This window comes from Spongiibacter taiwanensis, from assembly GCF_023702635.1.
Classification (GTDB): domain Bacteria; phylum Pseudomonadota; class Gammaproteobacteria; order Pseudomonadales; family Spongiibacteraceae; genus Spongiibacter; species Spongiibacter taiwanensis.
The window spans coordinates 376628-398441 of the sequence record NZ_CP098455.1 but is presented as its reverse complement, the minus strand read 5'-3'; the positions used below and the strand labels follow the sequence as shown (position 1 = coordinate 398441).

General features: G+C 57.6%; 19 protein-coding genes, 1 tRNA gene and 1 other RNA gene. 17 read left to right on the top strand and 4 right to left on the bottom strand.

Annotated features, from left to right (window positions below; all coding sequences use genetic code 11):
* The first annotated feature begins 78 nt into the window (after window positions 1-78).
* The 6 genes from hrpA (at window position 79) to NCG89_RS01995 (ending at window position 8425) form a co-directional block, all read left to right on the top strand.
* On the top strand, window positions 79-3969 hold the full coding sequence (hrpA, locus tag NCG89_RS02020) for an ATP-dependent RNA helicase HrpA (protein ID WP_251088104.1): 3891 nt from the start codon (window positions 79-81) through the stop codon (window positions 3967-3969).
* A gap of 160 nt (window positions 3970-4129) precedes the next feature.
* Window positions 4130-4993 carry an HvfB family MNIO-type RiPP peptide maturase gene (locus NCG89_RS02015; protein WP_251088103.1) on the top strand — a complete coding sequence of 288 codons (864 nt, stop codon included), beginning with the start codon at window positions 4130-4132 and terminating at the stop codon, window positions 4991-4993.
* Entirely contained in the window at window positions 4993-5724 is a 732-nt protein-coding gene (locus tag NCG89_RS02010) for an HvfC family RiPP maturation protein (RefSeq protein WP_251088102.1), read from the top strand. Before NCG89_RS02015 ends, NCG89_RS02010 begins: the two co-directional genes overlap by 1 nt.
* A gap of 215 nt (window positions 5725-5939) precedes the next feature.
* The gene (locus NCG89_RS02005) at window positions 5940-6626 is read left to right on the top strand and encodes an MlaA family lipoprotein (protein WP_251088101.1); all 687 of its coding nucleotides are present in this window, start codon (window positions 5940-5942) and stop codon (window positions 6624-6626) included.
* A 130-nt stretch (window positions 6627-6756) separates the two neighbouring features.
* Window positions 6757-7932 (top strand): PP2C family protein-serine/threonine phosphatase, encoded by a 1176-nt coding sequence (locus tag NCG89_RS02000; RefSeq protein ID WP_251088100.1) that lies wholly within the window; start codon window positions 6757-6759, stop codon window positions 7930-7932.
* 4 nt (window positions 7933-7936) lie between these two features.
* On the top strand, window positions 7937-8425 hold the full coding sequence (locus tag NCG89_RS01995) for an STAS domain-containing protein (protein WP_251088099.1): 489 nt from the start codon (window positions 7937-7939) through the stop codon (window positions 8423-8425).
* A 98-nt stretch (window positions 8426-8523) separates the two neighbouring features.
* On the opposite strand, the gene NCG89_RS01990 is transcribed toward NCG89_RS01995, so the two are convergent.
* The 4 genes from NCG89_RS01990 to dusA form a co-directional block, all read right to left on the bottom strand.
* Window positions 8524-10242: a Na/Pi cotransporter family protein gene (locus NCG89_RS01990; RefSeq protein ID WP_251088098.1), complete on the bottom strand. Its 1719-nt coding sequence runs from the start codon at window positions 10240-10242 to the stop codon at window positions 8524-8526.
* A gap of 92 nt (window positions 10243-10334) precedes the next feature.
* Window positions 10335-10784: a tellurite resistance TerB family protein gene (locus NCG89_RS01985; protein WP_251088097.1), complete on the bottom strand. Its 450-nt coding sequence runs from the start codon at window positions 10782-10784 to the stop codon at window positions 10335-10337.
* A gap of 3 nt (window positions 10785-10787) precedes the next feature.
* Window positions 10788-11735: a transaldolase gene (gene tal, locus NCG89_RS01980; protein WP_251088096.1), complete on the bottom strand. Its 948-nt coding sequence runs from the start codon at window positions 11733-11735 to the stop codon at window positions 10788-10790.
* Complete coding sequence (gene dusA / locus NCG89_RS01975; protein WP_251088095.1) at window positions 11725-12768, bottom strand: tRNA dihydrouridine(20/20a) synthase DusA; 1044 nt, start codon at window positions 12766-12768, stop codon at window positions 11725-11727. Before dusA ends, tal begins: the two co-directional genes overlap by 11 nt.
* 106 nt (window positions 12769-12874) lie before the next feature.
* Between dusA and gltX the strand changes: the two genes are divergently transcribed.
* The 11 genes from gltX to NCG89_RS01920 all read left to right on the top strand — a co-directional run bounded on the left by gltX (window position 12875) and on the right by NCG89_RS01920 (window position 21811).
* A complete protein-coding gene (gene gltX, locus NCG89_RS01970) occupies window positions 12875-14374 on the top strand; it encodes a glutamate--tRNA ligase (RefSeq protein ID WP_251088094.1) in 1500 nt (499 codons plus the stop codon).
* A gap of 94 nt (window positions 14375-14468) precedes the next feature.
* A tRNA-Ala gene (locus tag NCG89_RS01965) sits at window positions 14469-14544 on the top strand.
* 199 nt (window positions 14545-14743) lie between these two features.
* Window positions 14744-15022, top strand: a complete 279-nt coding sequence (locus NCG89_RS01960; RefSeq protein ID WP_251088093.1) for a polyhydroxyalkanoic acid system family protein — start codon at window positions 14744-14746, stop codon at window positions 15020-15022.
* 83 nt (window positions 15023-15105) lie between these two features.
* Entirely contained in the window at window positions 15106-16506 is a 1401-nt protein-coding gene (locus tag NCG89_RS01955) for a DegQ family serine endoprotease (RefSeq protein WP_251088092.1), read from the top strand.
* Between the two features lie 41 nt (window positions 16507-16547).
* Entirely contained in the window at window positions 16548-17159 is a 612-nt protein-coding gene (locus tag NCG89_RS01950) for a DUF4136 domain-containing protein (RefSeq protein WP_251088091.1), read from the top strand.
* A 106-nt stretch (window positions 17160-17265) separates the two neighbouring features.
* Window positions 17266-17362, top strand: an RNA gene (ffs, locus tag NCG89_RS01945) — signal recognition particle sRNA small type.
* 161 nt (window positions 17363-17523) lie between these two features.
* Window positions 17524-19536 carry a DNA polymerase III subunit gamma/tau gene (gene dnaX, locus NCG89_RS01940; protein WP_251088090.1) on the top strand — a complete coding sequence of 671 codons (2013 nt, stop codon included), beginning with the start codon at window positions 17524-17526 and terminating at the stop codon, window positions 19534-19536.
* On the top strand, window positions 19533-19853 hold the full coding sequence (locus tag NCG89_RS01935) for a YbaB/EbfC family nucleoid-associated protein (protein ID WP_251088089.1): 321 nt from the start codon (window positions 19533-19535) through the stop codon (window positions 19851-19853). The genes dnaX and NCG89_RS01935 overlap by 4 nt, the downstream gene beginning before the upstream one ends.
* A 2-nt stretch (window positions 19854-19855) precedes the next feature.
* The gene (gene recR / locus NCG89_RS01930; RefSeq protein ID WP_251088088.1) at window positions 19856-20452 is read left to right on the top strand and encodes a recombination mediator RecR; all 597 of its coding nucleotides are present in this window, start codon (window positions 19856-19858) and stop codon (window positions 20450-20452) included.
* Window positions 20445-21554, top strand: a complete 1110-nt coding sequence (gene rnd, locus NCG89_RS01925; RefSeq protein WP_251088087.1) for a ribonuclease D — start codon at window positions 20445-20447, stop codon at window positions 21552-21554. Before recR ends, rnd begins: the two co-directional genes overlap by 8 nt.
* Window positions 21554-21811, top strand: coding sequence for a YcgL domain-containing protein (locus tag NCG89_RS01920; protein ID WP_251088086.1), 258 nt, complete (start codon window positions 21554-21556; stop codon window positions 21809-21811). The genes rnd and NCG89_RS01920 overlap by 1 nt, the downstream gene beginning before the upstream one ends.
* The last annotated feature ends 3 nt before the right edge of the window (window positions 21812-21814 follow it).

Below are 21814 nucleotides of genomic sequence, written 5' to 3'. Positions count from 1 at the left end.
CTCTCTCAACAAAGGCGCCAATCGGCGCCTTTTTTTTGCCCGTTTCCCCGGTGAGTCCGGGTTACCACAGCGAGTCCTATGCCTGAGGCATCTCTACAGCCCTACTTCGACGCACTTGCAGATTGCTACCTGGCAGATCAGCCCGGCTTGCGGCGCCGTTTGCGACAGCTCAGCGAGCGTGACCTTGTCACCGAAGTGGCGGGCGGGCGACTCGCCGACATTCGCCAGCGTATCGATGCGTCGATAGCGCGCCGCCGCGAACGTCTTGAGGCCCTGCCCCGGGTGAGTTACCCGCCTCAACTCCCGGTCAGCGAACGGGTAGCCGACCTGCGCGAGGCTATTCGCGATCATCAGGTGGTCATTATTGCCGGTGAGACCGGCTCGGGCAAAACCACGCAGATTCCTAAAATCTGCCTGGAATTAGGGCGTGGGGTCGCAGGGATGATTGGCCACACCCAACCCCGGCGGCTGGCGGCGCGCACGGTGGCCCAGCGCCTGGCTGAAGAGCTAAATACGCCCCTTGGGGAGGGGGTGGGGTACCAGGTGCGTTTTCAAGATGTGAGTGGCCCTCTCAGTCATATCAAAGTGATGACCGACGGGGTACTCCTGGCCGCCATTAACCACGATCGACTGTTGTACCAGTACGACACGCTGATTATTGATGAGGCCCACGAACGCAGTCTCAATATCGACTTCTTGCTGGGTTATCTCAAAACCCTGCTGCCGCGTCGGCCGGATCTCAAACTGATCATCACGTCCGCCACAATTGATGTGGACCGCTTTGCCGCCCATTTTGATCAGGCGCCGGTGGTTGAGGTCAGTGGCCGCAGTTTCCCGGTGGAATACCGCTATCGGCCGATGGAAGAATCCGAGACGGGCAATGATGTGCCGGCGGCAATCGAGTCTGCCCTGGAGGAGTTGGTTGAAGAGGGCGCATCCCGCCGGGGTGATGTATTGGTGTTTCTTAGCGGTGAGCGGGAAATCCGCGAGGTTCACCGGCACCTTCGCCATTGCACCATTCCCAATTTGGAAGTCCTGCCGCTCTATGCCCGCCTGAGCAACGCAGAACAGCAGCGGATTTTTGATCTGGGCGGCCGCCGCGGCTGGCGGGTCGTGCTGGCCACCAACGTGGCGGAAACCTCGCTGACAGTTCCCGGAATACACTTTGTGATTGATGCAGGTACCGCCCGGATAAGTCGCTACAGCGTGCGCAGCAAGGTGCAGAGACTGCCTATCGAACCGGTCTCCCAGGCCAGCGCCAATCAGCGCGCGGGACGTTGTGGTCGCCTTGCGCCCGGCATTGCTTACCGCCTGTATAGCGAGGAGGACTTTCAGCGGCGACCGGCCTTTACCGACCCAGAAATTCAGCGCACTAATCTGGCGGCGGTCATTCTGCAAATGTTGCAGCTTGGTCTTGGGGATATCGAAAAATTTCCCTTTATCGATCCCCCGGACCGGCGTCAGGTGAACGATGGCTACGGCTTGCTGCAGGAACTGGCGGCCGTGTCCGGTCGACGGTTGAACCCGCTGGGTAAACGCCTGGCGCAGTTGCCGGTCGATCCGCGGATCGGCCGTCTGTTGTTGGCAGCGGCAGAGAAAGGCTGCCTGCGGGAAATGTTAATCATCGCCAGTGCGCTTAGTATCCAGGACCCACGCGAACGGCCTGCGGACAAGCAACAGGCCGCGGATGAAAAGCATCGCCGTTTTCGCGATGAAGATTCCGACTTTCTGGCCTTTTTGTCGCTCTGGGATTACGCCGAGGAACAGCGTCAGGCGCTATCGAGCAATCAGTGGCGCAAGCTGTGCCAGAAGGAGTTTTTGTCCTGGACCCGGATGCGCGAGTGGCGCGAGGTTCACCATCAACTGATGCTGTTGTGCCGGCAGTTGAAACTGACCCTCAATAAGGAGCCCGCGGACTACAACCGATTGCATCAGGCCTTGCTGCCCGGCTTTTTGAGCCAGATAGCCTTTAAAACCGAGGAGCGTGACTACCTTGGTGCCCGCAACCGTAAACTGCGCATTTTCCCCGGCTCGGCACTGGCTAAGAAAAAGCCAAAGTGGATTGTGGCGGCGGAGCTGGCCGAAACCAGCCAGCTGTTCGCGCGCTGTGTTGCCCGCATCGAGCCTGACTGGGTATTGGGGATTAATGACGATTTGCTGAAGCGTCGTTACTACGAGCCCCACTATCAGGCCAAAACCGGTCGCGTGGTGGCCTTTGAGCAAACCCTGTTATTTGGCTTGCTGCTGCGAGATAAACAGCGGGTAGGTTACGGCCCGATCAATCCCCAGGAGAGCAGGGAGATTTTCATTCGTCAGGCGCTGGTGGAAGGGCGGTACCGCGGTAAAGCCGATTTCTTTCGCCACAATAAGGCCTTGATTGAAGAGATCGCCGGCCTCGAGGACAAAACCCGGCGGCGGGATATCCTTGCCTCTGACGAAGAGCTGTTCCGTTTCTACGACGAGCGTTTGCCCGATTCGGTGATTTCTGACCGGCATCTGCACAGCTGGCTTAACAAACAGGCTGGCGACAAGGCGTTGCAGCTCAGTCGCGGTGATGCCATGCGCATTGCCGACCTCGACGCGGCGGAGACCCAATTTCCGGATTCACTGCATTGGGCCGGTCATTGGTTACCCTTGAAGTATCACTTCGAGCCCGGCCATCCCGCAGACGGCGTAACGGTTTTGCTTCCGCTGGCGCTGCTGGACAAAGTCGCTGGTGCGCGACTCGATTGGCTGGTGCCGGGCTTGCTGCGCGAAAAATGCATTGCCTTGGTCAAGGCGCTACCCAAGGCTCAGCGCAAGCAGTTGGTACCGGTGCCGGATTATGTGGATCGGGCGTTGGCGCGTTTGCAGCCTAGCGAAACCCCGCTGATGGAAGCACTGGCGGTGCAGCTCAAAGGGCTCGCCTCCGTGGACATTGATCTGCAAGCCTGGTCCGAGCAGCAAGTTGATGACTATTATCGAATGAATATTCGGGTGCTGGATGATGCAGGCCGGGCGCTGGCTGAAAGCCGGGATTTGGCGGCGCTGCGGCGCAAATTGAGCCATCGTGTACAGGCCAGTATTGCCCAGGAAACCGGTAATGGCTTTGCCTCGCGGGAAGTCGACAGTTGGGATTTTGGCGATTTGCCTGCGGAGCACCGCTTCCGCCAGGGCGGGGCAACTCTCACCGCTTACCCCTGCCTTCGGGCCGAGGGCGGTAAGGTTGAGCTGGTGCTGGCGGAATCAGCCGATCAAGCAGCCCGGCAGAGCAAAGTCGGCGTGCAGCGGTTACTGATGTTGCGCTTGGGACAGCAGGTCAAGATGCTGCGCAAAAACCTGTTCAGTGATAATACCCAGCAGTTACAGTTTGCCGCCTGTCAGCAGGACCGGCGCCGCTGGACAGAGGATGCCTTGCTAGCCGCCGTTGCCGAGGCCTTCCAGGTGAACCAGGACTCTCTGCCCCGCACCGAGGCCGAGTTTGAGACTGTTTGGGAGCGGGGGCGGGCTGAATATATACCGACGGCAGAGCGCTATGGTGCGCTGTTGAGCGATATTCTGTCCCAGTTCAGTGACCTGAGTCGGCGGCTGAAAAAGCTCAATAATCTGGCCTTGGTGCAGTCGGTAAATGATATTCGTGGCCAGCTGGCCAGGCTATTTACCGTCGATTTCATCATCGACTTGGGCTTGGCAGAGCTGCAACAGTATCCTCGCTATCTAAAGGCCATCGGCCAGCGATTGGACAAGTTGGAGGGGAATTATCAGCGCGATCGCCAGTGCACGCTCACATTGGCACCGTTGCAGGAACAGCTGGATAGTACCTTGGCGAAAAACCCCGATGCCCTGAACATTCCAGCCTTGAGAGACTATCGCTGGATGCTGGAGGAATTTCGGGTATCGTTGTTTGCGCAGCAGTTGGGCACGGCCTTCCCGGTGTCGGAAAAGCGCCTAAAGCAAGCCTGGAAAGCGCTTGTTCCGGCACTCAGTTGATGCGGCAGCTGGCCCCTCAATGAACTTGTTGCCATCAGCAAAGGTGTGGCGAATGTAACATCGGCCGGTTTGAGCCGTCTGTGAGGGAGGGGCGCGGTGGCATCGGCTGGCAGTCGAGCACCGTAGGCAAGAAGACCCAATCATCAATGCCGGAGAATGAATGACCATGCAACGTAACGATGGCGCGGCCAGTGCAACCACCGCTCTTGCGGGCTTGGGGCTGCGGCGGGGCTTGCTCGACGACTTTGCGCGGTTGTCAGCGGATGACATCGATTTTTTTGAGGTCGCCCCGGAGAACTGGCTGCATATTGGCGGGCGACTGGGCAAGGCCTTTCGTCGTTGTGCGGAGCGCTTCCCGGTCTACTTACATGGCCTGTCGCTGAATATCGGCGGTTTTGCTCCTCTGGATACCGACCTGATCAACGCGGTCGCCGGATTTATGCGGGATTTCGACTGCGTGCTCTATTCTGAGCATTTGACCTACTGCGCTGATGAGGGCCATCTGTACGACCTCATGCCAATTCCGTTTACCGACGCAGCCGTGGCCCATGTCGCTGAGCGGGTACGCCAGACCCAGGATATTCTCGGGCGGCGCATCCTGCTGGAAAATGCTTCTTACTACGCGGCCCCGGGGCAGGAAATGAGCGAGAGTGAGTTTATTTGCGCGGTGGTCGAGCGCGCCGACTGTGATTTGCTGCTCGACGTTAACAATGTGCACGTCAACAGCATTAACCATCGCTATGACCCTTACGAATTTATCGCGGCGCTGCCCGCCGAGCGAATCCGCTATTGCCACATTGCCGGCCACTTCAAGGAGGCAGAAGACCTGCGAATCGATACTCACGGCGCGCCAGTGATCGATTCCGTCTGGTCGCTTCTCGATGCCAGTTATGAACGGTTTGGGCCGCTGCCGACCCTGCTGGAGCGGGATTTTAATTTTCCGCCGATGAGCGATCTGCTCGCGGAAGTGAGCCGCATTCGCCACGCCCAGGCCCGTGTCTTGGCCGCCGAGGTGAGCGCGTAATGGAACTGACCCAACTCCAAAAGCAGCTGAGTGATCATGTTCGTGACCCCGAGGCTAATCCGGGGCCGGCTGATATTGAGCGGCGGCGACTCGATATTTACCGGGATCTGTTCTTTAACACCGTAGATGGCTTTCTGTGCACTGCCTTTCCGGTGACGCGAAAGCTTCACTCAGACGAGAACTGGAGGGCGTTAGTCAGAGATTTTATGCGCCGTCATCAGTGCGCCAGTCCTTATTTTGTCCAGCTTGCGGAGGAGTTCTTGGAATACCTCAATGGTGAGCGAGACGGCACCGCAGCAGATCCACCGTTTTTGATCGAGCTGGCGCATTACGAGTGGGTGGAGTTGGCGCTGGATATCAGCACGGAGACCTTGCCGCCGGCCAGGCCGAGGGGGCAGGGCGAGTTGCCCGCGGCGGTTGAGGTGTCGCCCCTTGCCTGGTCGCTCGCCTATCAATTTCCAGTGCACCGGATCGGCCCGGAATTTCAGCCCCAAGAGGCCGATGGGCAGCCCACCTTCTTGCTGGTCTACCGAAACCGCGAGGATGAAGTGGGTTTTATCGAAATTAACGCTGCGACCGCCCGTCTGTTGGCACTGTTGGATGAAAATGCGGGTGAGATCGATGCCTGCATCGATCTGTTGGCAGCAGAAATGGGTGTGGCGAGCAGCGCCGTGCGAGGCTTCGCCAATGAATTGCTAGATCAGTGGTTGAGTCAGGATATCCTCATCTGAGGGGCAGATGCCAGCGGTGGGCGGAGTTAGGGCCAGGGTGGCTGACAGAAAGCGCTAACCAAGTTCAAACAATCGGGTATGATTGCTGCTGGAGAATGGCGATGGCTTCACAGTAGACAAAAGAAAGCCGGGCCGAGAATTAACGAGGGTGGTGCGGAGGAACAATGGCTGGGAATTGCCGGATAGACCTTAAACACATTTTTACAGCAGTGCTGATGGCATTGTTGTGTAGCGCCGCGCTGGGGAATGACGACGCCGACCCGAGAGATCCATTCGAAAGCTGGAATAGAAAGATTTTTGCCTTCAATGATGTGGCCGACCGGTATGTACTCAAACCGGTGGCGAAAGGCTACCAGTATGTGACCCCCAATGGCGTTGAACAAAGCATCGGCAACTTCTTCAACAATATTGGTGAAGTGCAGAGCATGGGTAACGATGTGCTGCAGGGAAAACCCAGAAACGCGATGGTCGATGTGGCGCGGTTTATTATCAATTCCACCGTTGGGGTGCTTGGCCTGTTTGATGTTGCTGGCCATATCGGCCTGCCGCGGGAGCCGGAAGATTTTGGGCAAACCCTGGCCGTTTGGGGTGTCGGCTCTGGCCCCTATCTGGTGCTGCCCCTGTTTGGCCCCAGCACCCTGCGGGATGGTACCGGCCTGGCCGTAGACAGCTTTACCTCGGTGGAAGGGGCTATTGACCCCGAACGAGCGCGCTATTATATGAAGGGGCTGGATATTGTCGATACGCGTGCCTCACTGCTCAGCTCGGAAGAACTGATTTCCGGTGATCGCTATGGTTTCTTGCGGGATGCCTACCTCCAGCGCCGGCAGTTTCTGATCAATGACGGCGAAATGGAAGACAGTTTTGGCGGTGAAGATTTTGAGTCCTTTGAGGAGTTCTAACGTCAATCGCAATGTGCTGGCTGTTAAATGAACTGCCAATGAATGTGGCCAATTTGCCTGCCTCGTGCGCCGTGAATCCTGCACAGCTTTGGCGCTTGTGTGATGATGGTGATGCGAGTAAAAAGGCGACATGAGCATCCCTTTAAGCCATCGTTTGCTGCTGGTTGGGCAGGCGGTCACCAATTACGCTGATCTGCGTGCCACCCTGGAAAGTTTGGGGGTGGAAGTGCTGCTTGTGATTCGGCGCCAGGAGGCCCTGACCGGCTTTCGGGAAGACGATATCGACATGGTAATGATCGATATTGATGCCAGCGATGGTATTGCCATGCTGGCGGAAATGGCCGAAGACCCCAGGGAGCTGCCGCTGATCGCGATCTCTCACCGGGAGAGTGCGGCAACGGTGGTGTCGGCGCTGCGTCATGGCGCCACCGACTATCTCATGCTGCCGGTACAAAGCCGCGATGTGCTGGCTCACGCCATGGACCGGGCCATGGAGCGAGGTAACCTGAAACGGGAGAACCTCGCCTACCGGACCAAATTGGAGAACGCCAACCGCGAGCTGCTGGAAAGCCTGACGCATTTGCAGCAGGACCAGCAAGCGGGCAAGCACGTTCAGCAACTGCTACTACCCGACACCCCCAAAGAAATCGGCGGGTATCAGTTTTGCCACTTTATTCTGCCTTCGCTCTACCTGAGCGGTGATTTCGTCGACTATTTTCTGGTGGGCGGCGATCACGCGGTCTTTTTTGTTGCGGATGTGTCCGGCCATGGCGCCAGCTCGGCTTTCGTAACGGTGTTTCTGAAAAACCTTTTCGCTCGCAAGCGCAGTGACTTCTTGCATCGGGGCTCCACGGCGATCCTTTCGCCGGCCAAAATGCTGGCGATTGCCAACCGCGAGCTGATTGAGATGGGTATCGGCAAGCATGTGACCATGTGTGTTGGCGCCCTTGATCTCAAATGCCAGCAGTTGAGCTATTCCGTGGCTGGCCATTTGCCCGCGCCGGTAATGGCCACTGAGGGCCGGGCCGCATTTCTGCCAGAACACGATATGCCGGTGGGCCTGTTTTCAGAGGCGGAGTTCAGCGACCATATGATCAGCTTCCCCCCTGGGGCTGTGCTGACCCTGTTTTCCGATGGTATATTAGAGGTGCTGGAGCAAGACAGCCTGGAGCAGAAAGAACAGGCTTTGCTTGATTTACTTGGCTCCGGGCAGCGTTCTTCAACAGAACTGGCGGGGGCTTTCAATCTGGTTACTCAGGATGAACCCCCAGACGATATTGCGATTCTCGTAGTAAGCAGGTTATAGGCTAATGCAGCCGGGAAAAATTCTTGTCGCCGAGCAGGATGGTGCCTTTGTCATCAAACTGGTCGGCGATGTTCGTTTAACGCTGTGCACCACCCTCGACGAGTTCTTCGATGAGATGCTCTCGGTGCAGGGTTTTGCGAGTGTGGTGGTCGATCTGGCAGACGCCGTGAATATCGACAGCACCACCCTTGGCCTGTTGGCCAAGCTGGCGATTAAGGCCAAGCAGCGTTATCACTATGTTCCTTTGATTCTGTCCACAAACTCGGATATCACCCGGGTGCTGGAAAGCATGAGTTTTGACCGGGTTTTCCGCATTCGCGAAGCGCCGCTGATGAACGACGAGGATTTGGGTGAATTGCCGGTTCTGCCTGACTCCGAAGAGGGAGTGCGTTTGCGGGTGCTTGAAGCCCATCGCGTGTTGATGGGTATGAGTGACAGCAATCACGCCAAATTTCGCGAGCTGGTGTCGTTGCTGGAAGGGCAGTGCTACTAGCCAGCACCCAGGTTGCCGCTAATTATATCGGCCCTTGCTGACAGCCCTCGTTGCTCGCCGCTGGCAGTACTTGTCCCGCTTGTTCTCCCCCAACCAGATCACCGCTCGGGCTCTTGCCGCGTTTGATTGGCGGGGGTTTGGCTCTGCGGGGAACCGGCGTCCAGCTCCGTCACCGTGTCTTTGCTTGCCTGGTTCTGTACCTGCCCGATATCGCTGCGCAACCGGCGCAATAGCACCACGGCTTTGAACCACTGGTCAGCAAAAAATCGTAGTTCGGCGAGATAATCGATTGCGGTAATCATTTGCTCTAATTCCAGCGCGTCCTTGGTACCCTCACTGAGTAATTCGGCCTTGAGTTCATCGTGGCGGGCCAGCATGGCCTGGCGCAGCAACGAAAATTCGGTCTGAAAATCCGCCGCCGGGGGCGAGCCGGTGATCGTGACCATCCCCAGGCAGTGATGCTTAAATTGCACTATTCCGGTGGAGGCATTGGCTGGGAGTTGACCCATCGCAGCGTACTGCTCCCGGCTCGCTATAAGACTGTTGGCCGCCGTCAGTAGGTATTGGTCGACCCGCATCAATCTTGCCAAATCAGTTGTGACCGCCTCGCTCAACGCGGTGCGTTGCAGGTCGACAATAAACAGCGAGATGAGTCGTGACAGGCGCCGTGCCGCTTTGCTGATATCGTCGATTTGTTCGGGCTGAGCGGGAGAGCGTAGGATCGCCGTAGCCATTTCTGCCAGCATGCGGACATTGCGGTCCAATTCCATCAGGATTGCGTTGACCGCAAGCACCGGGGTTTGGGCGACTGTTTTGTCGAGAAACTGGGGGCGCGACAATGACTCCTCGATGCTCACAAATCGCCTTTCCAAAAAGCGAACCAGACGACGGTTCAATGGCAGGATCAGCAATACGCCGAGGCAATTAAAAGTGCTATGGAACAGTGCCAGGGTGACTGCGATATTGGGGGTAAGCCCCAGTAGAGATTCCAGACTCGTAATGAAATAAAACATGAGCGGTAGCAGCGTCAGTGCCACAGCAGCAGTGCCGAGATTAAACAAAACCTGGGCGCTGGCTACCCGCTTAGCATTGGCGGTGGCACCAATAGCGGCAAAAACCGCGGTTGAAGTGGTGCCCACGTTGGCGCCAATGATCATTGCCGCGGCGGCATAAAGGCCGATAATCTGCGCTGCGGCGGCGGTAATGGTCAGCGCAATAGCGGCGCTGGAAGACTGGGTCAGAATTGTCATCACGATACCAACCAGCATAAATGCAAGCACACCCAGCGGGCCTTGCAGGGTGATTGTCTCGAGTTCAAAGCGCGCTACCAGACCATCGAAGGCGCCGCTCAATGTGTCGATACCGATGAAAAACAAGCCGAGGCCGACTAATGCTTTGCCAGCACCTTGTTTGCCGCCAGCCTTTGACATCACCAGGGTAAAGGCGCCCACGCCAATGGCCGGCAGGGCGATGGCATGCACGTCGAGTTTGAAGCCAGTGACAGCAACCAGCCACGCCGTCATGGTGGTGCCTACGTTGGTTCCGTAGATAACGCCAAGAATTTGTTGCAAGCCGATAAGTCCGGCATTGACGAAGCCCAGCGAGGCGACGGTAACCGCGCTGGACGATTGCACCAGGGCGGTCATCAACAAGCCACTGAAGATGGCGCGGGGCAGGCTGCGGGTGCTGCGGGTGAGGATGCTGCGCAGAGCGGGGCCCGCCGACTGACTCAGTCCGTCTGTCATCATCTTCATCGCGACCAGAAACAAGCCGAGGCCACCGAGCAAGGTGCTGATAACAGAGAGCGAATCAAGCATACCGATAGATTCCGTGGTCAGTTTTTACAGAGCGCAAAGTGCGCAGCTAAGCATTGAATCCCGGTAGTAGCTGATCGGCAATGCCCGGAACCTTATTCGATGTTGTCCAGGTTTTCGGTGACCACTAGCTTTGCCCGAATGTATTCCCGGTGAGGCAGGTAAACCAGATCGGCAATCTTGCGAATCAGGTGCTCTTCGTATTTGTCGATGCGCCCATCTTCCGCGGCAACTTCCCACAGTGACAACACCAGCTGATATTTTTCGTCAGTGCTGCAATTGTCATTGATATAGCGGGTGAAGGGGTAGAGCGAAGTATTCTCGATACTGCCTTGCTGGGCCAGGCTAATGGCTTCCTCGACGTCGGCCTCGCCCAGACCGAAATGACGCATGAGCAGGGCCCGAATTTTGTCGACCTCTGCAGGGTCCTGATCGTAGTCCGACTTGCTGACTTCGATCAGTAGGGCCGCCGCGGCTTTGTGCAGGGTCATTTCCTCCTGCACGTCCTCGTCGGCCGCAAAGAACTTTTTCAATTGTTCAAACATGTGTTACTTCCATTCCCTGAGCAGGCTCTCCAGCTTGATTTGGTCCGCGGCAAAGGCGCGAACGCCTTCGGCGAGTTTTTCGGTGGCCATTGCGTCTTCGTTCATTGCCCAGCGGAAGCTGGATTCGCTCAGGGCCAGCTTCGGCACCGCCGGAAACTCCGCGTCGGACGACAATTTACGGGGGAGAGTTCCTTCAGCGGTTTCAAGCTCTTCGAGCAGGGCGGGGCTGATGGTCAACCGGTCGCAGCCAGCCAGGGCCTCGATTTCGCCAATGTTGCGGAAGCTGGCACCCATGACCACGGTAGCGTAACCATGTTGCTTGTAGTAGCTGTAAATGCTGCTGACCGAGATCACGCCGGGGTCCTCCTCGGCATTGGCGGGAGAGTTGCCCCGGGCCACGTGCCAGTCGAGAATTCGGCCGACAAAGGGGGAGATCAGGGTGGCACCTGCCTCGGCGCAGGCTGCTGCCTGGGTCAGGCTGAAGAGCAGTGTCAGATTGCACTCAATGCCTTCTTTTTCGAGGATCTCGGCAGCCCGAATTCCCTCCCAAGTGGAGGCGATTTTGATGAACAGGCGAGATTTGTTCACACCTTGCTGCCGGTACAGTTCCACCAGCTTGCGCGCTTCATCCACGGTGGCGGCGGTGTTAAATGACAAGCGGGCATCGACTTCAGTGGAGACCTTGCCTGGCACGATCTGGCAGATTTCCCGGCCGATACGCACGGCAATTTGCATCACCGCTTCTTTGAGTGAGGCTGGTTCTCGGTTGCTGCCGAGGCCGGCAACGACTTCGCTGATCATCGCCTGGTACTGGGGAAGTGCCGCCGCCTTTAAAAGCAGTGAGGGGTTGGTGGTGGCATCCTGGGGCTGGAAGCGACGAATTGCTTCGATGTCACCGGTGTCGGCCACCACGTCGGTCATGGCCTTTAACTGCGTCAGTTTATTGGTCATTCACAAGTATCCTGTCATCGTGTCGGGGTGCATTGGCCGCTGCCACCAGGGCCATAGCCTCCCGAAGTACATCTGCGTTCGCCCCTGGCAGGTGCGCATGTTGGCTCAGATGGCGGCGAAACTGCTTGGCGCCGGGTTGGCCGTTGAAGAGGCCAAGGATGTGCCGGGTAATATGGTTGAGACGCACACCGCCCGCAGATAATTCCCTGTCAATATAATCGAGCACGCCGTCCAGCACCTGCAGCCGGGTCGGACTGGCGCCAGATTGCTGGTAAAAACGCGAATCGACCTCGGCGAGCAGGAACGGGTTCTGGTATGCGCTGCGGCCCATCATGATGCCATCCACATGTGACAAATGCGAGGCGGCCTGCTCCAGGGTCTCTATGCCGCCGTTGATGATGACCTCCAGCGCGGGGAAGTCCCGTTTCAACTGGTAGACAAAGTCATAATTGAGCGGTGGAATTTCTCGGTTTTCCTTCGGGCTCAAGCCCTGGAGCCATGCCTTGCGGGCATGAACAATTACCGTTTCGCAACCGGCATCGGCTAAGGCACCGACGAAATCGCGCATGGGCTCGTAGCCTTCCTGGTCATCAATGCCAATGCGGTGTTTGACGGTAACCGCAATGCTGCAGGCGTCGCGCATGGCCTTTACGCAGTCGGCCACCAGCGCCGGGCGGGCCATCAGGCAGGCACCAAACGCGCCGTTCTGTACCCGGTCTGAGGGGCAGCCGCAATTCAGATTGACCTCATCATAGCCCCATCGCTCTGCCAGCTTCGCCGAGCTTGCTAACGCAGCCGGATCACTGCCTCCGAGCTGGAGCGCGAGGGGGTGTTCGATGTCACTGTAGCGCAGGTGGCGTTCGGCATCGCCGTGAAGCAGGGCGCCGGTGGTGATCATCTCAGTATACAGCACGGCCCGCCGGCTAAGCTGACGCCAGAAACTGCGACAGTGACGATCCGACCAGTCCAGCATCGGTGCAACGCAGAAACGTCGGTCCAGGGTGGCGGTTGAGAGGAGGTTGGAATTCTGCATGAGTAGATGATTCTGCCATCGGGCTACGTATAATACGCGCGGTAAAGCACTGTCGGCGCAAGACCGACCCAAACCCGTATTCTATTGAAATGGTGGCAAACTCTCCATGACCGTCCGCACCCGCATCGCGCCATCGCCCACTGGCGATCCCCACGTAGGAACCGCTTATATTGCATTGTTTAACTACTGCTTTGCCAAAAGTCAGGGCGGTGAGTTTCTGCTGCGTATTGAGGATACCGATCAGCAGCGCAGCACAATGGCCTCTGAAAAGGCGATCCTCGATTCCCTTCGCTGGCTTGGTCTGGAGTGGGATGAAGGGCCGGATGTCGGGGGTCCTTGTGGGCCGTACCGGCAAAGCGAACGCAGTGAAATATACCAGCAGCATTGTCAGCAGCTGATTGACCAGGGCAAGGCGTTCCGCTGTTATCGCACGGCAGAGGAGCTTGATGCGCTGCGTGAAGCCCGCCGGGAAGCGGGCCAGCACACCGCTCTCAAAGCCAGTGATCTTAAGCTTGCCGACGATGAAGTGGCTGCGCGGGAAGCCGCTGGCGCGCCCTACGTGATTCGTATGGTCGTGCCGGAAGAGGACGGCCGCTGCGAGATTGACGACATGCTGCGTGGCAAGATCGAGCTTGAGTGGTCTCAGGTCGATGCTCAAATTCTGCTCAAGTCGGATGGTTTGCCAACCTATCACCTGGCTAACGTGGTCGATGATCACCTCATGGGCATTACCCACGTGCTGCGGGGTGAGGAGTGGATTAACTCGGCGCCCAAGCACAAATTGCTCTACGAGTACTTTGGTTGGGAAATGCCCCAACTCTGTCACCTGCCGCTGCTCCGTAACCCGGACAAGAGCAAGCTCAGCAAACGCAAAAATCCGACCAGTATTCTTTATTACCAGCGCATGGGTTTTATGCCTGAGGCGCTGCTGAACTATCTCGGGCGTATGGGTTGGTCGATGCCTGACGAAAGTGAAAAGTTCAGTCTGCACACCATGCTTGAAAACTTTGATTTGAATCGCGTGAGTCTGGGCGGCCCGATTTTTGATGTCGAGAAACTGCGTTGGCTGAACGGTCTGTGGTTGCGCGAAGAGTTGAGCCAGCAACAGTTGGCTGAGCGCTTGGTGCAGTGGGCGCTGAATCAGGAAACGCTGATGAAAATTTTGCCCCACGCGCAAAATCGCATTGAAGTGTTTAGCGATTTGGCGCCGCTGGCCGGTTTCTTCCTGTCGGGTATGCTGCCGCTTACCCCCGAGAGCTTTAGTCAGTGCGCCTTGGACGAAGAAGAGCTGGTTGCGGTGCTGCAGTGTGCCGCCTGGCGCCTGGAGGCCGAGGCCGACTGGCAGCGGGACACGCTGTTTGCAGTGATTAAACAATTGGCCGACGGACTTGGCATCAAAATGAAAGACTTCATGCCGCCGTTGTTTATTGCCATTGCCGGAACAACCGCCTCGATTTCGGTGGTCGATTCCATGGAGGTACTCGGCCCGGATATGAGTCGCGCGCGGCTGCGCCACGCGGTTGAGGTTCTGGGCGGTCTGGGGAAAAAGCGGGCAAAGAAACTGGAAAAGCGTTATCAGGACGCGCTGCAAAACGCTGCTAATTAAAGGTGTTTTGCGCTGTTCCCAAGTCAGTCGATTTTTTATTTAAGATTTGTTGACAAGGCTGGGGACGAACATTAATATGCGCAGCCTCTGCTTTGGGGCTATAGCTCAGCTGGGAGAGCGCTTGCATGGCATGCAAGAGGTCGGCGGTTCGATCCCGCCTAGCTCCACCAAAGTTTTTGATAAAAAGGCCACCTGTTTCAGGTGGCCTTTTTTCGTTCCAGCCATCGGCATAGGGAGGGCAGCTTTGCCTATGAATCCCATCATTGCGGCGCGGCGTTTTCCGGTCTTTTCACAACAACCCACGGTGGACCTCCTCGACGGGACGCGCTTAAATGGGTGTCGATTTCTCAGCTGGATGGAGCGTCACTCGTGTCAACAATTTCTGTTACCCAATCCCATAACAAATCAGTGACAGAAGTGCGGGAGCTGGTTGATAGCCTCGCCAAAAAACTGGATGAGCGTTATCAGCTCAAATCCCGCTGGAGTGGTGAGCGCCAGGTGGAGCTGACCCGGGCGGGGGTGAATGGCACCCTCGAATTTGATGAGCAGGAAGTCCGTGTCGATATTAAGCTGGGCTTAATGATGTCTGCCTTTAAATCGGTGATCAGAGACGAAGTTGAGCGTGCTATGCGGGAGAAGCTGGTCTAAAAAGAAATCCGTTTGCCGCCGGAATTTTTGCTAGTGCGGTCGCTCTAACAGGCTGTCGTAGTGAACCTGGAGATTGTTGTCCGATGCCTTACCGATTAACTGCATTTGGAAAGTGGCCAGCCCATTTCGTGCTGTCGTTGTTTTTACTGGTCGGTGTGTTGGGAAGTCACAGCGCGATGGCGTTGTTCCCCTCGGTGGATTCCCAGGGGGAGCCTTTGCCCAGCTTGGCGCCAATGCTGAAACAGGTGAATCCCGCGGTGGTAAATATCTCGACGTTTACCACCCGAAAAGTGCAGCAAAATCCCTTGCTCAACGATCCCTTTTTCCGGCGTTTCTTTAATGTGCCGGAGCAACAGATGCAACCCCAGCAGCGGCGCACTCAGAGTGCGGGTTCCGGCGTCATTATTGATGCCAAGGCCGGTACGGTATTGACCAACCACCATGTGATTGACGGCGCTGACGAAATCACTGTGGCGATGGAGGACGGGCGCAGCTATACCGCTGAACTTGTCGGCTCCGATTCTGAAATGGATATAGCCGTCCTGAAAATCAAGGGTGACAACTTAACTGCAGTAAAGCTGGCTGACTCAGACGCCTTGCAAGTGGGCGATTTCGTTGCCGCCATCGGTAACCCCTTCGGCCTCGGTCAGACGGTCACGACGGGAATCGTCAGCGCTCTGGGCCGGACTGGTCTGGGCATTGAGGGTTACGAAAGCTTTATTCAGACCGATGCCTCGATTAATCCGGGCAACTCGGGCGGCGCCTTGGTTAACCTTCGGGGTGAGCTGATTGGCATTAATACGGCGATCCTGGCGCCTTCGGGCGGCAATGTGGGGATCGGCTTTGCCATCCCGATTAATATGGCGATGGCCAGTATCAGTCAGATTCTGGAGCACGGTGAGGTACGCCGTGGCCAACTCGGTGTGGTGATTCAGGATTTAACACCGGAACTGGCCGAGGCCTTTGATATTGATCGCTACCAGCGCGGTGCTGTAGTGGCCGAAGTCCAGGAGGATTCGGCGGCAGAGAAGGCTGGCTTGGAAGCCGGCGACGTGGTGATCGCTGTGGATGGCAAACAGGTCTTGAGTTCGGCCCAGTTGCGCAACGCCGTCGGTGTACGCCGAGTGGGTGACAAACTCAAAATTACCGTGCTGCGGGATGGCAAAGAGAAGACCTTCAAGGCTACTCTGGCCGAGCCGGCATCAGTGAAGGTGGCTAAAGACAGCGATATTGCCAGTGAATCGCTCCGCGGGGCTACCCTGCAGGATTCCGAGGATGGCAAGGCGGTGGTGATTGCCAAGATCGATCCCGAGTCCGCAGCGGCCAGTTCCGGCCTGCGCCCCGGCGACCTGATTGTGTCGGTAAACCGCCAGCGAGTCCGCAACGTAAAAGAATTTACTAAGATCGCCGCCAACAGTGGCGATCGAATTCTGCTGCGGGTGGTTCGCGGGCAGGCCGCCCTTTGGGTGGTATTGAAGAATTGAGGTGTGTTGCCGCCCTCTGGCGGCAACCTGGAGGCAGAGCGATGAAAGTCTTGATTGGGTTGGTCGTTGCAGCAATGTTAACGGCTTGTGGAGGGGTTCCGGTGAGCACCGATTATGCCCCGAGCGTCGATTTTTCGAGCTTGAGTAGCTATGCCTGGTTGCCGGAGGTTGAAGGCGACAAGCCTGAAAAGCCCGTCGATCCAGAGGCCGACAATGACCTGGTCCACCAGCGAATTGTCGATGCGGTTGATGCCCAGATGCGGGCCCGGGGCTTTACCCAGGTGACGGACCCGGATAAAGCGTCCATGCTGATTACTTATCATAATGGGCTGGAAGACAAAATTACGGTGGATAATCACGGCGGCTGGCATAGCCGCTTTGGTTATTACCCGTGTTACCACTGCTTCCACCGGCCGGGTTACGGCTTCTACGGCGATCCGTACTTTTTCCATGATGACACCTGGGTGCGAAACTACACCGAGAACCGTCTGATTATTGATATCGTTGACCCCCAGAGCCGCTCATTGATCTGGCGCGGGATTGCCAAGCGCAGCTTGCCAAGACTGAGCACGCCGGAAGAACGGCGCCTGTATGTGGTGGAAACGGTGTCGGCGATTCTGGCTGGATTTCCGCCGGGACGGGTTGCCCCTTAACAGTGTGCGGCAAGGCCGTGATGACGACTTGCATGTCGGCGGCCTTTACACCACAATAGCGCCCGCGTTGCAGGGCCCAGCTCAAAAACGTGCTCTATGGTGGTCCTTCCGGTCCCCTCGCAATGATAGATAGCAAACCCCGCCAGGCCCGGAAGGGAGCAACGGTAGTTATCGACTCGTGTGCCGGGGTGTGGCTGGTTGGACTGCCACCCACTCTCCCTGCAGTTTCCCTCCGATGTTGTTGATTTGTTTATGTGCCGGCACCGCTGGTGTATTCTTGCGGGCGTCGATAGCGGTCAGGGCAGGGGCGGCTCCACCTGGTTGCCGACGACTCCCAACGACTTGAAGGTCCAGGAAATCATTAATGAGTTATCAGGTATTGGCGCGCAAGTGGCGCCCGAAAAGCTTTCGAGAGATGGCTGGTCAAAACCACGTCCTCAAGGCACTGATTAACGCACTGGACCACGATCGTCTCCACCACGCTTACTTGTTTACCGGCACCCGGGGTGTCGGCAAAACCACCATTGCCAGGATTCTGGCCAAATGTCTCAATTGCGAGACAGGCATCAGCTCAGAACCCTGCGGGCAGTGTCAGGCCTGTGTTGCCATTACCGAAAACCGCTTTGTCGATCTGATCGAAGTGGACGCCGCATCGCGGACCAAAGTCGAAGATACGCGTGAGTTGTTGGATAACGTCCAGTACGCACCGACTCAGGGGCGCTACAAGGTCTACCTGATCGACGAAGTCCACATGCTCAGCGGCAGCAGCTTTAATGCGCTACTCAAAACCCTTGAGGAGCCGCCGCCCCACGTGAAGTTTCTGCTGGCGACGACAGATCCCCAGAAAATTCCGGCGACGATCCTGTCTCGCTGTCTGCAGTTCTCCCTAAAGAATCTCAGCCCGGAGAAGGTGGTCGAGTACCTCAAAATGGTGCTCGACAAAGAGATGATCCAGTATGAAGAGCCCGCGTTGTGGCTGCTTGGCCGTGCTGCCGATGGCAGTATGCGCGACGCTTTGAGCTTGACCGACCAGGGAATTGCGTTTGGCTCGGGTAAGCTGCAGGAGCGGGATATTCGGCAAATGCTCGGCACCATCGATCACAATGCGGTGTTTCGCTTGATCGAAGCTCTTCAGCAGCGAGATGGGCCCGGATTGATGGCGGTCGTCAACGAAACCCTGGAGCTCGGCGTCGATCCGGCCGGTGTGGTCGATGAAATGCTCAGCGTGCTGCATCGCCTGGCCCTGGCCCAGGCGGTGCCCGCTGCTATTGACAATAGCCTCGGTGACCGGCAGCAGTTACTGGACCTGGGACAACAAATGCCCGCCGAAGACGTCCAGTTCTTCTACCAGATGACGCTGGTCGGGCGCCGCGACTTCGGTCTGTCCCCAGACCCCAGGGCGGCGTTGGAAATGTTGCTGCTGCGTCTGCTGGCGTTCGTCCCAGCTGGCGTTGCCGAGCCTCCTCAGCGGGCGCTGCCCGGTGATGCGGCGGCGCCAGCCGCCATCGAAAAGGGAATGGCCGAGGTTGCCAGTACAGCAGGGCAGGGGGCTGCCGAGCCCGAAAAAAAGCCGATAGCTGAGCCTCCAGCGGCGGCGCCGGAGCCCCAGCCCCAGCGCGTTGAACCGACGTCGCAGGCCGCTCCCACGGTGGCCGCCGATGCCGCTTCTGAGAATACCAGGGCGGCGAGCGCGCCAGTGAATACGGTGAAGCCGCCAGCGGATTCCAGCCAAGACCACTCGCCAGCCCGCGCAGCGCCGGATCCCGTCCGGTCCGAGCTTCCGCCTTGGGAGGACGATGATCGTGAGGAGGATGACGACGCGTCCTCGGACTACGCCAATTATGCGGCGCTCGAAGCCGAAGCGCTGGTTGCGGCCCAGCAGGCGTCGGCGCCACTGGATACGACCCCGGCTGAGCCGCCCCCAGAGGTGGCGGCTTTCCCGGCTGCTGGCGGGCAGGTGTCCTGGGAAGCCCTGAATACGGTGACGTGGCGGGAGCAATTCGGCAGTTTTGCGCTGCCGGGGATGCTCGGCAGCATTGCTTCCCATTGTCAGATCGTCAGCAAGGCCTCGGATAGTATTGCGTTTTGCATCGATCAACAAAACGCCGCGCTGTTGAATCCGCGTCATATCGAGCGTTTTGCTGAGTGTTTGACGGCGTATTTTGAACGGCCGATACGGGTTACCATTGAATTAGGGCAGGTGGTGGAAGAAACCCCCGCCAGCTACCGACACCGCTTGTTACAAGAGCGCGTGGCGCATGCGCAACAGGCGCTGTTGGCAGACCCCCTGGTTCAGCAGATGATGTCGGAGTTCGACGGCGCCTTCGAGGAAGGGTCGGTGGAACTGCCGCCAACACAGGAGAAAGGAGGCCAATGAAAGACCTCAATGATTTAATGAAGAAAGCGGCTGAAATGCAGGAGCAGATGAAAAAAGCCCAGCAGGAAGCCGCCCAGGCAGAAGTCTGTGGCGAAGCGGGCGCAGGCCTGGTCAAGGTGACCATGACCGGTCGACACGATGTGCGCCGGGTGCAGATTGATGCGAGCCTGATGGACGAAGACAAGGAAATGCTTGAAGACCTGCTTGCCGCCGCGGTGAATGATGCGGTGCGCAAAGTGGAAGCGGCCAATCAGGAAAATATGCGCGATATGTTTTCGGGGATGCCCATGCCTCCCGGATTTAAGATGCCTTTCTGAGAATGAGTTATAGCCCCCTGATTGATGAGTTGATCGATGCCCTGCGCTGCTTGCCCGGTGTCGGTCAGAAAACCGCCCAGCGTATGAGCTTTCAGCTACTTGAGCGCAATCGCCCCGGGGGGCTGCGCCTGGCTGAAGCACTGCAAGAAGCGGTCGCGAAGGTGGGCCACTGCCAGCGCTGCCGGACCCTGACCGAAGATGCGCTGTGCCGCGTCTGCGCCGATCCCAAGCGGGATGCATCGTTAATCTGTGTGGTGGAGTCACCGGCAGATGTAGCAGCCTTTGAAGGGGGCGGCGAGTATCGCGGTACGTACTTTGTGTTGATGGGGCATCTGTCACCCATTGACGGTATTGGTCCGGCAGACATCGGTATTGATCTGTTGGTTGAGCGCGCCCGTGAGGGGGTTTCCGAACTTATCCTCGCGACTAATCCTACCGTAGAGGGAGAGGCGACGGCGTATTACATCACCCAGCAAATGCGCCAGTTGGGTGTCTCGGTGAGTCGAATCGCCCACGGTGTGCCCCTGGGTGGCGAATTGGAATATGTGGACAGTGGTACGCTGGCTCACGCAATGAAAGGGCGGCGTCCCATTGACTGATTTTAGTTATATAGACAGTAACGCGGGCTTGTCGACGCTGTGCGAGCGGGCTGCTTCGGCCGACTTTGTGGCGCTCGATACCGAGTTTATTCGGACCGATACGTTTTATCCCATTGCCGGACTGGTGCAGGTCGGGGTGGGTGGGCGTTCCTATTTGATTGATCCACTGGAGATCGACGACTGGGCGCCATTAGTCGCGCTGTTTGCTGATGAGAGTCTGGTTAAAGTGATCCACTCCTGCAGCGAGGATTTGGAGGTCTTCCAGCGTTTGCTCGGTTGTTTGCCCCGGCCACTGCTTGATACCCAAATCGGTGCAGCTCTGGCCGGGCTGGGCGGGGGAATGAGCTATCAGCGCCTGGTGGAGGCGGTTTCTGGTGTTCATGTTGAAAAAGGCGAAACCCGTTCCGATTGGCTTCAGCGACCGCTGAGCGATCGCCAGTGTCTGTACGCGGCCCTCGATGTTGATCACCTTCAGGGCGTGTATCAGGCGCTGAGGGGAAGTCTGGAGCGTCAGGGAAGGCTGCAATGGTGGTGGGACGAGTGCGAGCAAATGATGACCAGTGCCGCATCACCGGCCGGAAACGAAGGCTATTACCTTCGCGTCAAAGGCGGCTGGAAGCTGCGTGGCAAGCATCTGCTGCTACTGCAGCGACTGTGCGAGTGGCGGGAGCAGCAAGCGCAGGAGCAGGATGTGCCCAGAGGCCGGGTACTCAAAGATCAGGCTTGCTTCGACATTGCCTTGAAAAGCCCCGGCAACGTGAACCAACTGGCCGGCATAAAGGAAGTCAGCCCGAAGCTGGTGCGGCGCCATGGCGAGGGGATTTTGGATATTGTTTCCTCGGCAATGACAGCAGCAGAGAGCGAGTATCCTCTCCCGATTCCCGCACCGCCTTCCGGGGATGATTTGAGAAAATTCAAAAGTTTGCGGGAATTTGTTCAGGTTGAATCTGAAAAATTATCGCTCCCACCGGAGTTGGTGTTGAAGAAGAAAGAGATGGAAAGCCTAGTGCGTGATGGTCGCTGGCCCGACAATTTGCCGGGCTGGCGTAAAACCGTGTTGGGTGACGGGCTCGGCCGATTTCTGAAAGTGCAGGGGGCCTGATGAAGCGAATTTGCGCCATTTATCGCAGCCGCCGTCACCCCGGCATGTACCTGTTCGTCGACAAGCAGGAGGCCCTGAGTCGGGTGCCAGAGGCGCTGCTGCAGCGTTTTGGCGAAGCCGAATTTTCCATGACATTGCTGCTGCATCCTGAGCGATCATTGGCGCGGGCAAACGCAGAGAAAGTGTTAAGTGAAATTGCCGAGCAGGGCTTCTATCTGCAGTTGCCGCCGGTGCCGGGGACCGAGGTGGAAGTGTAGCCC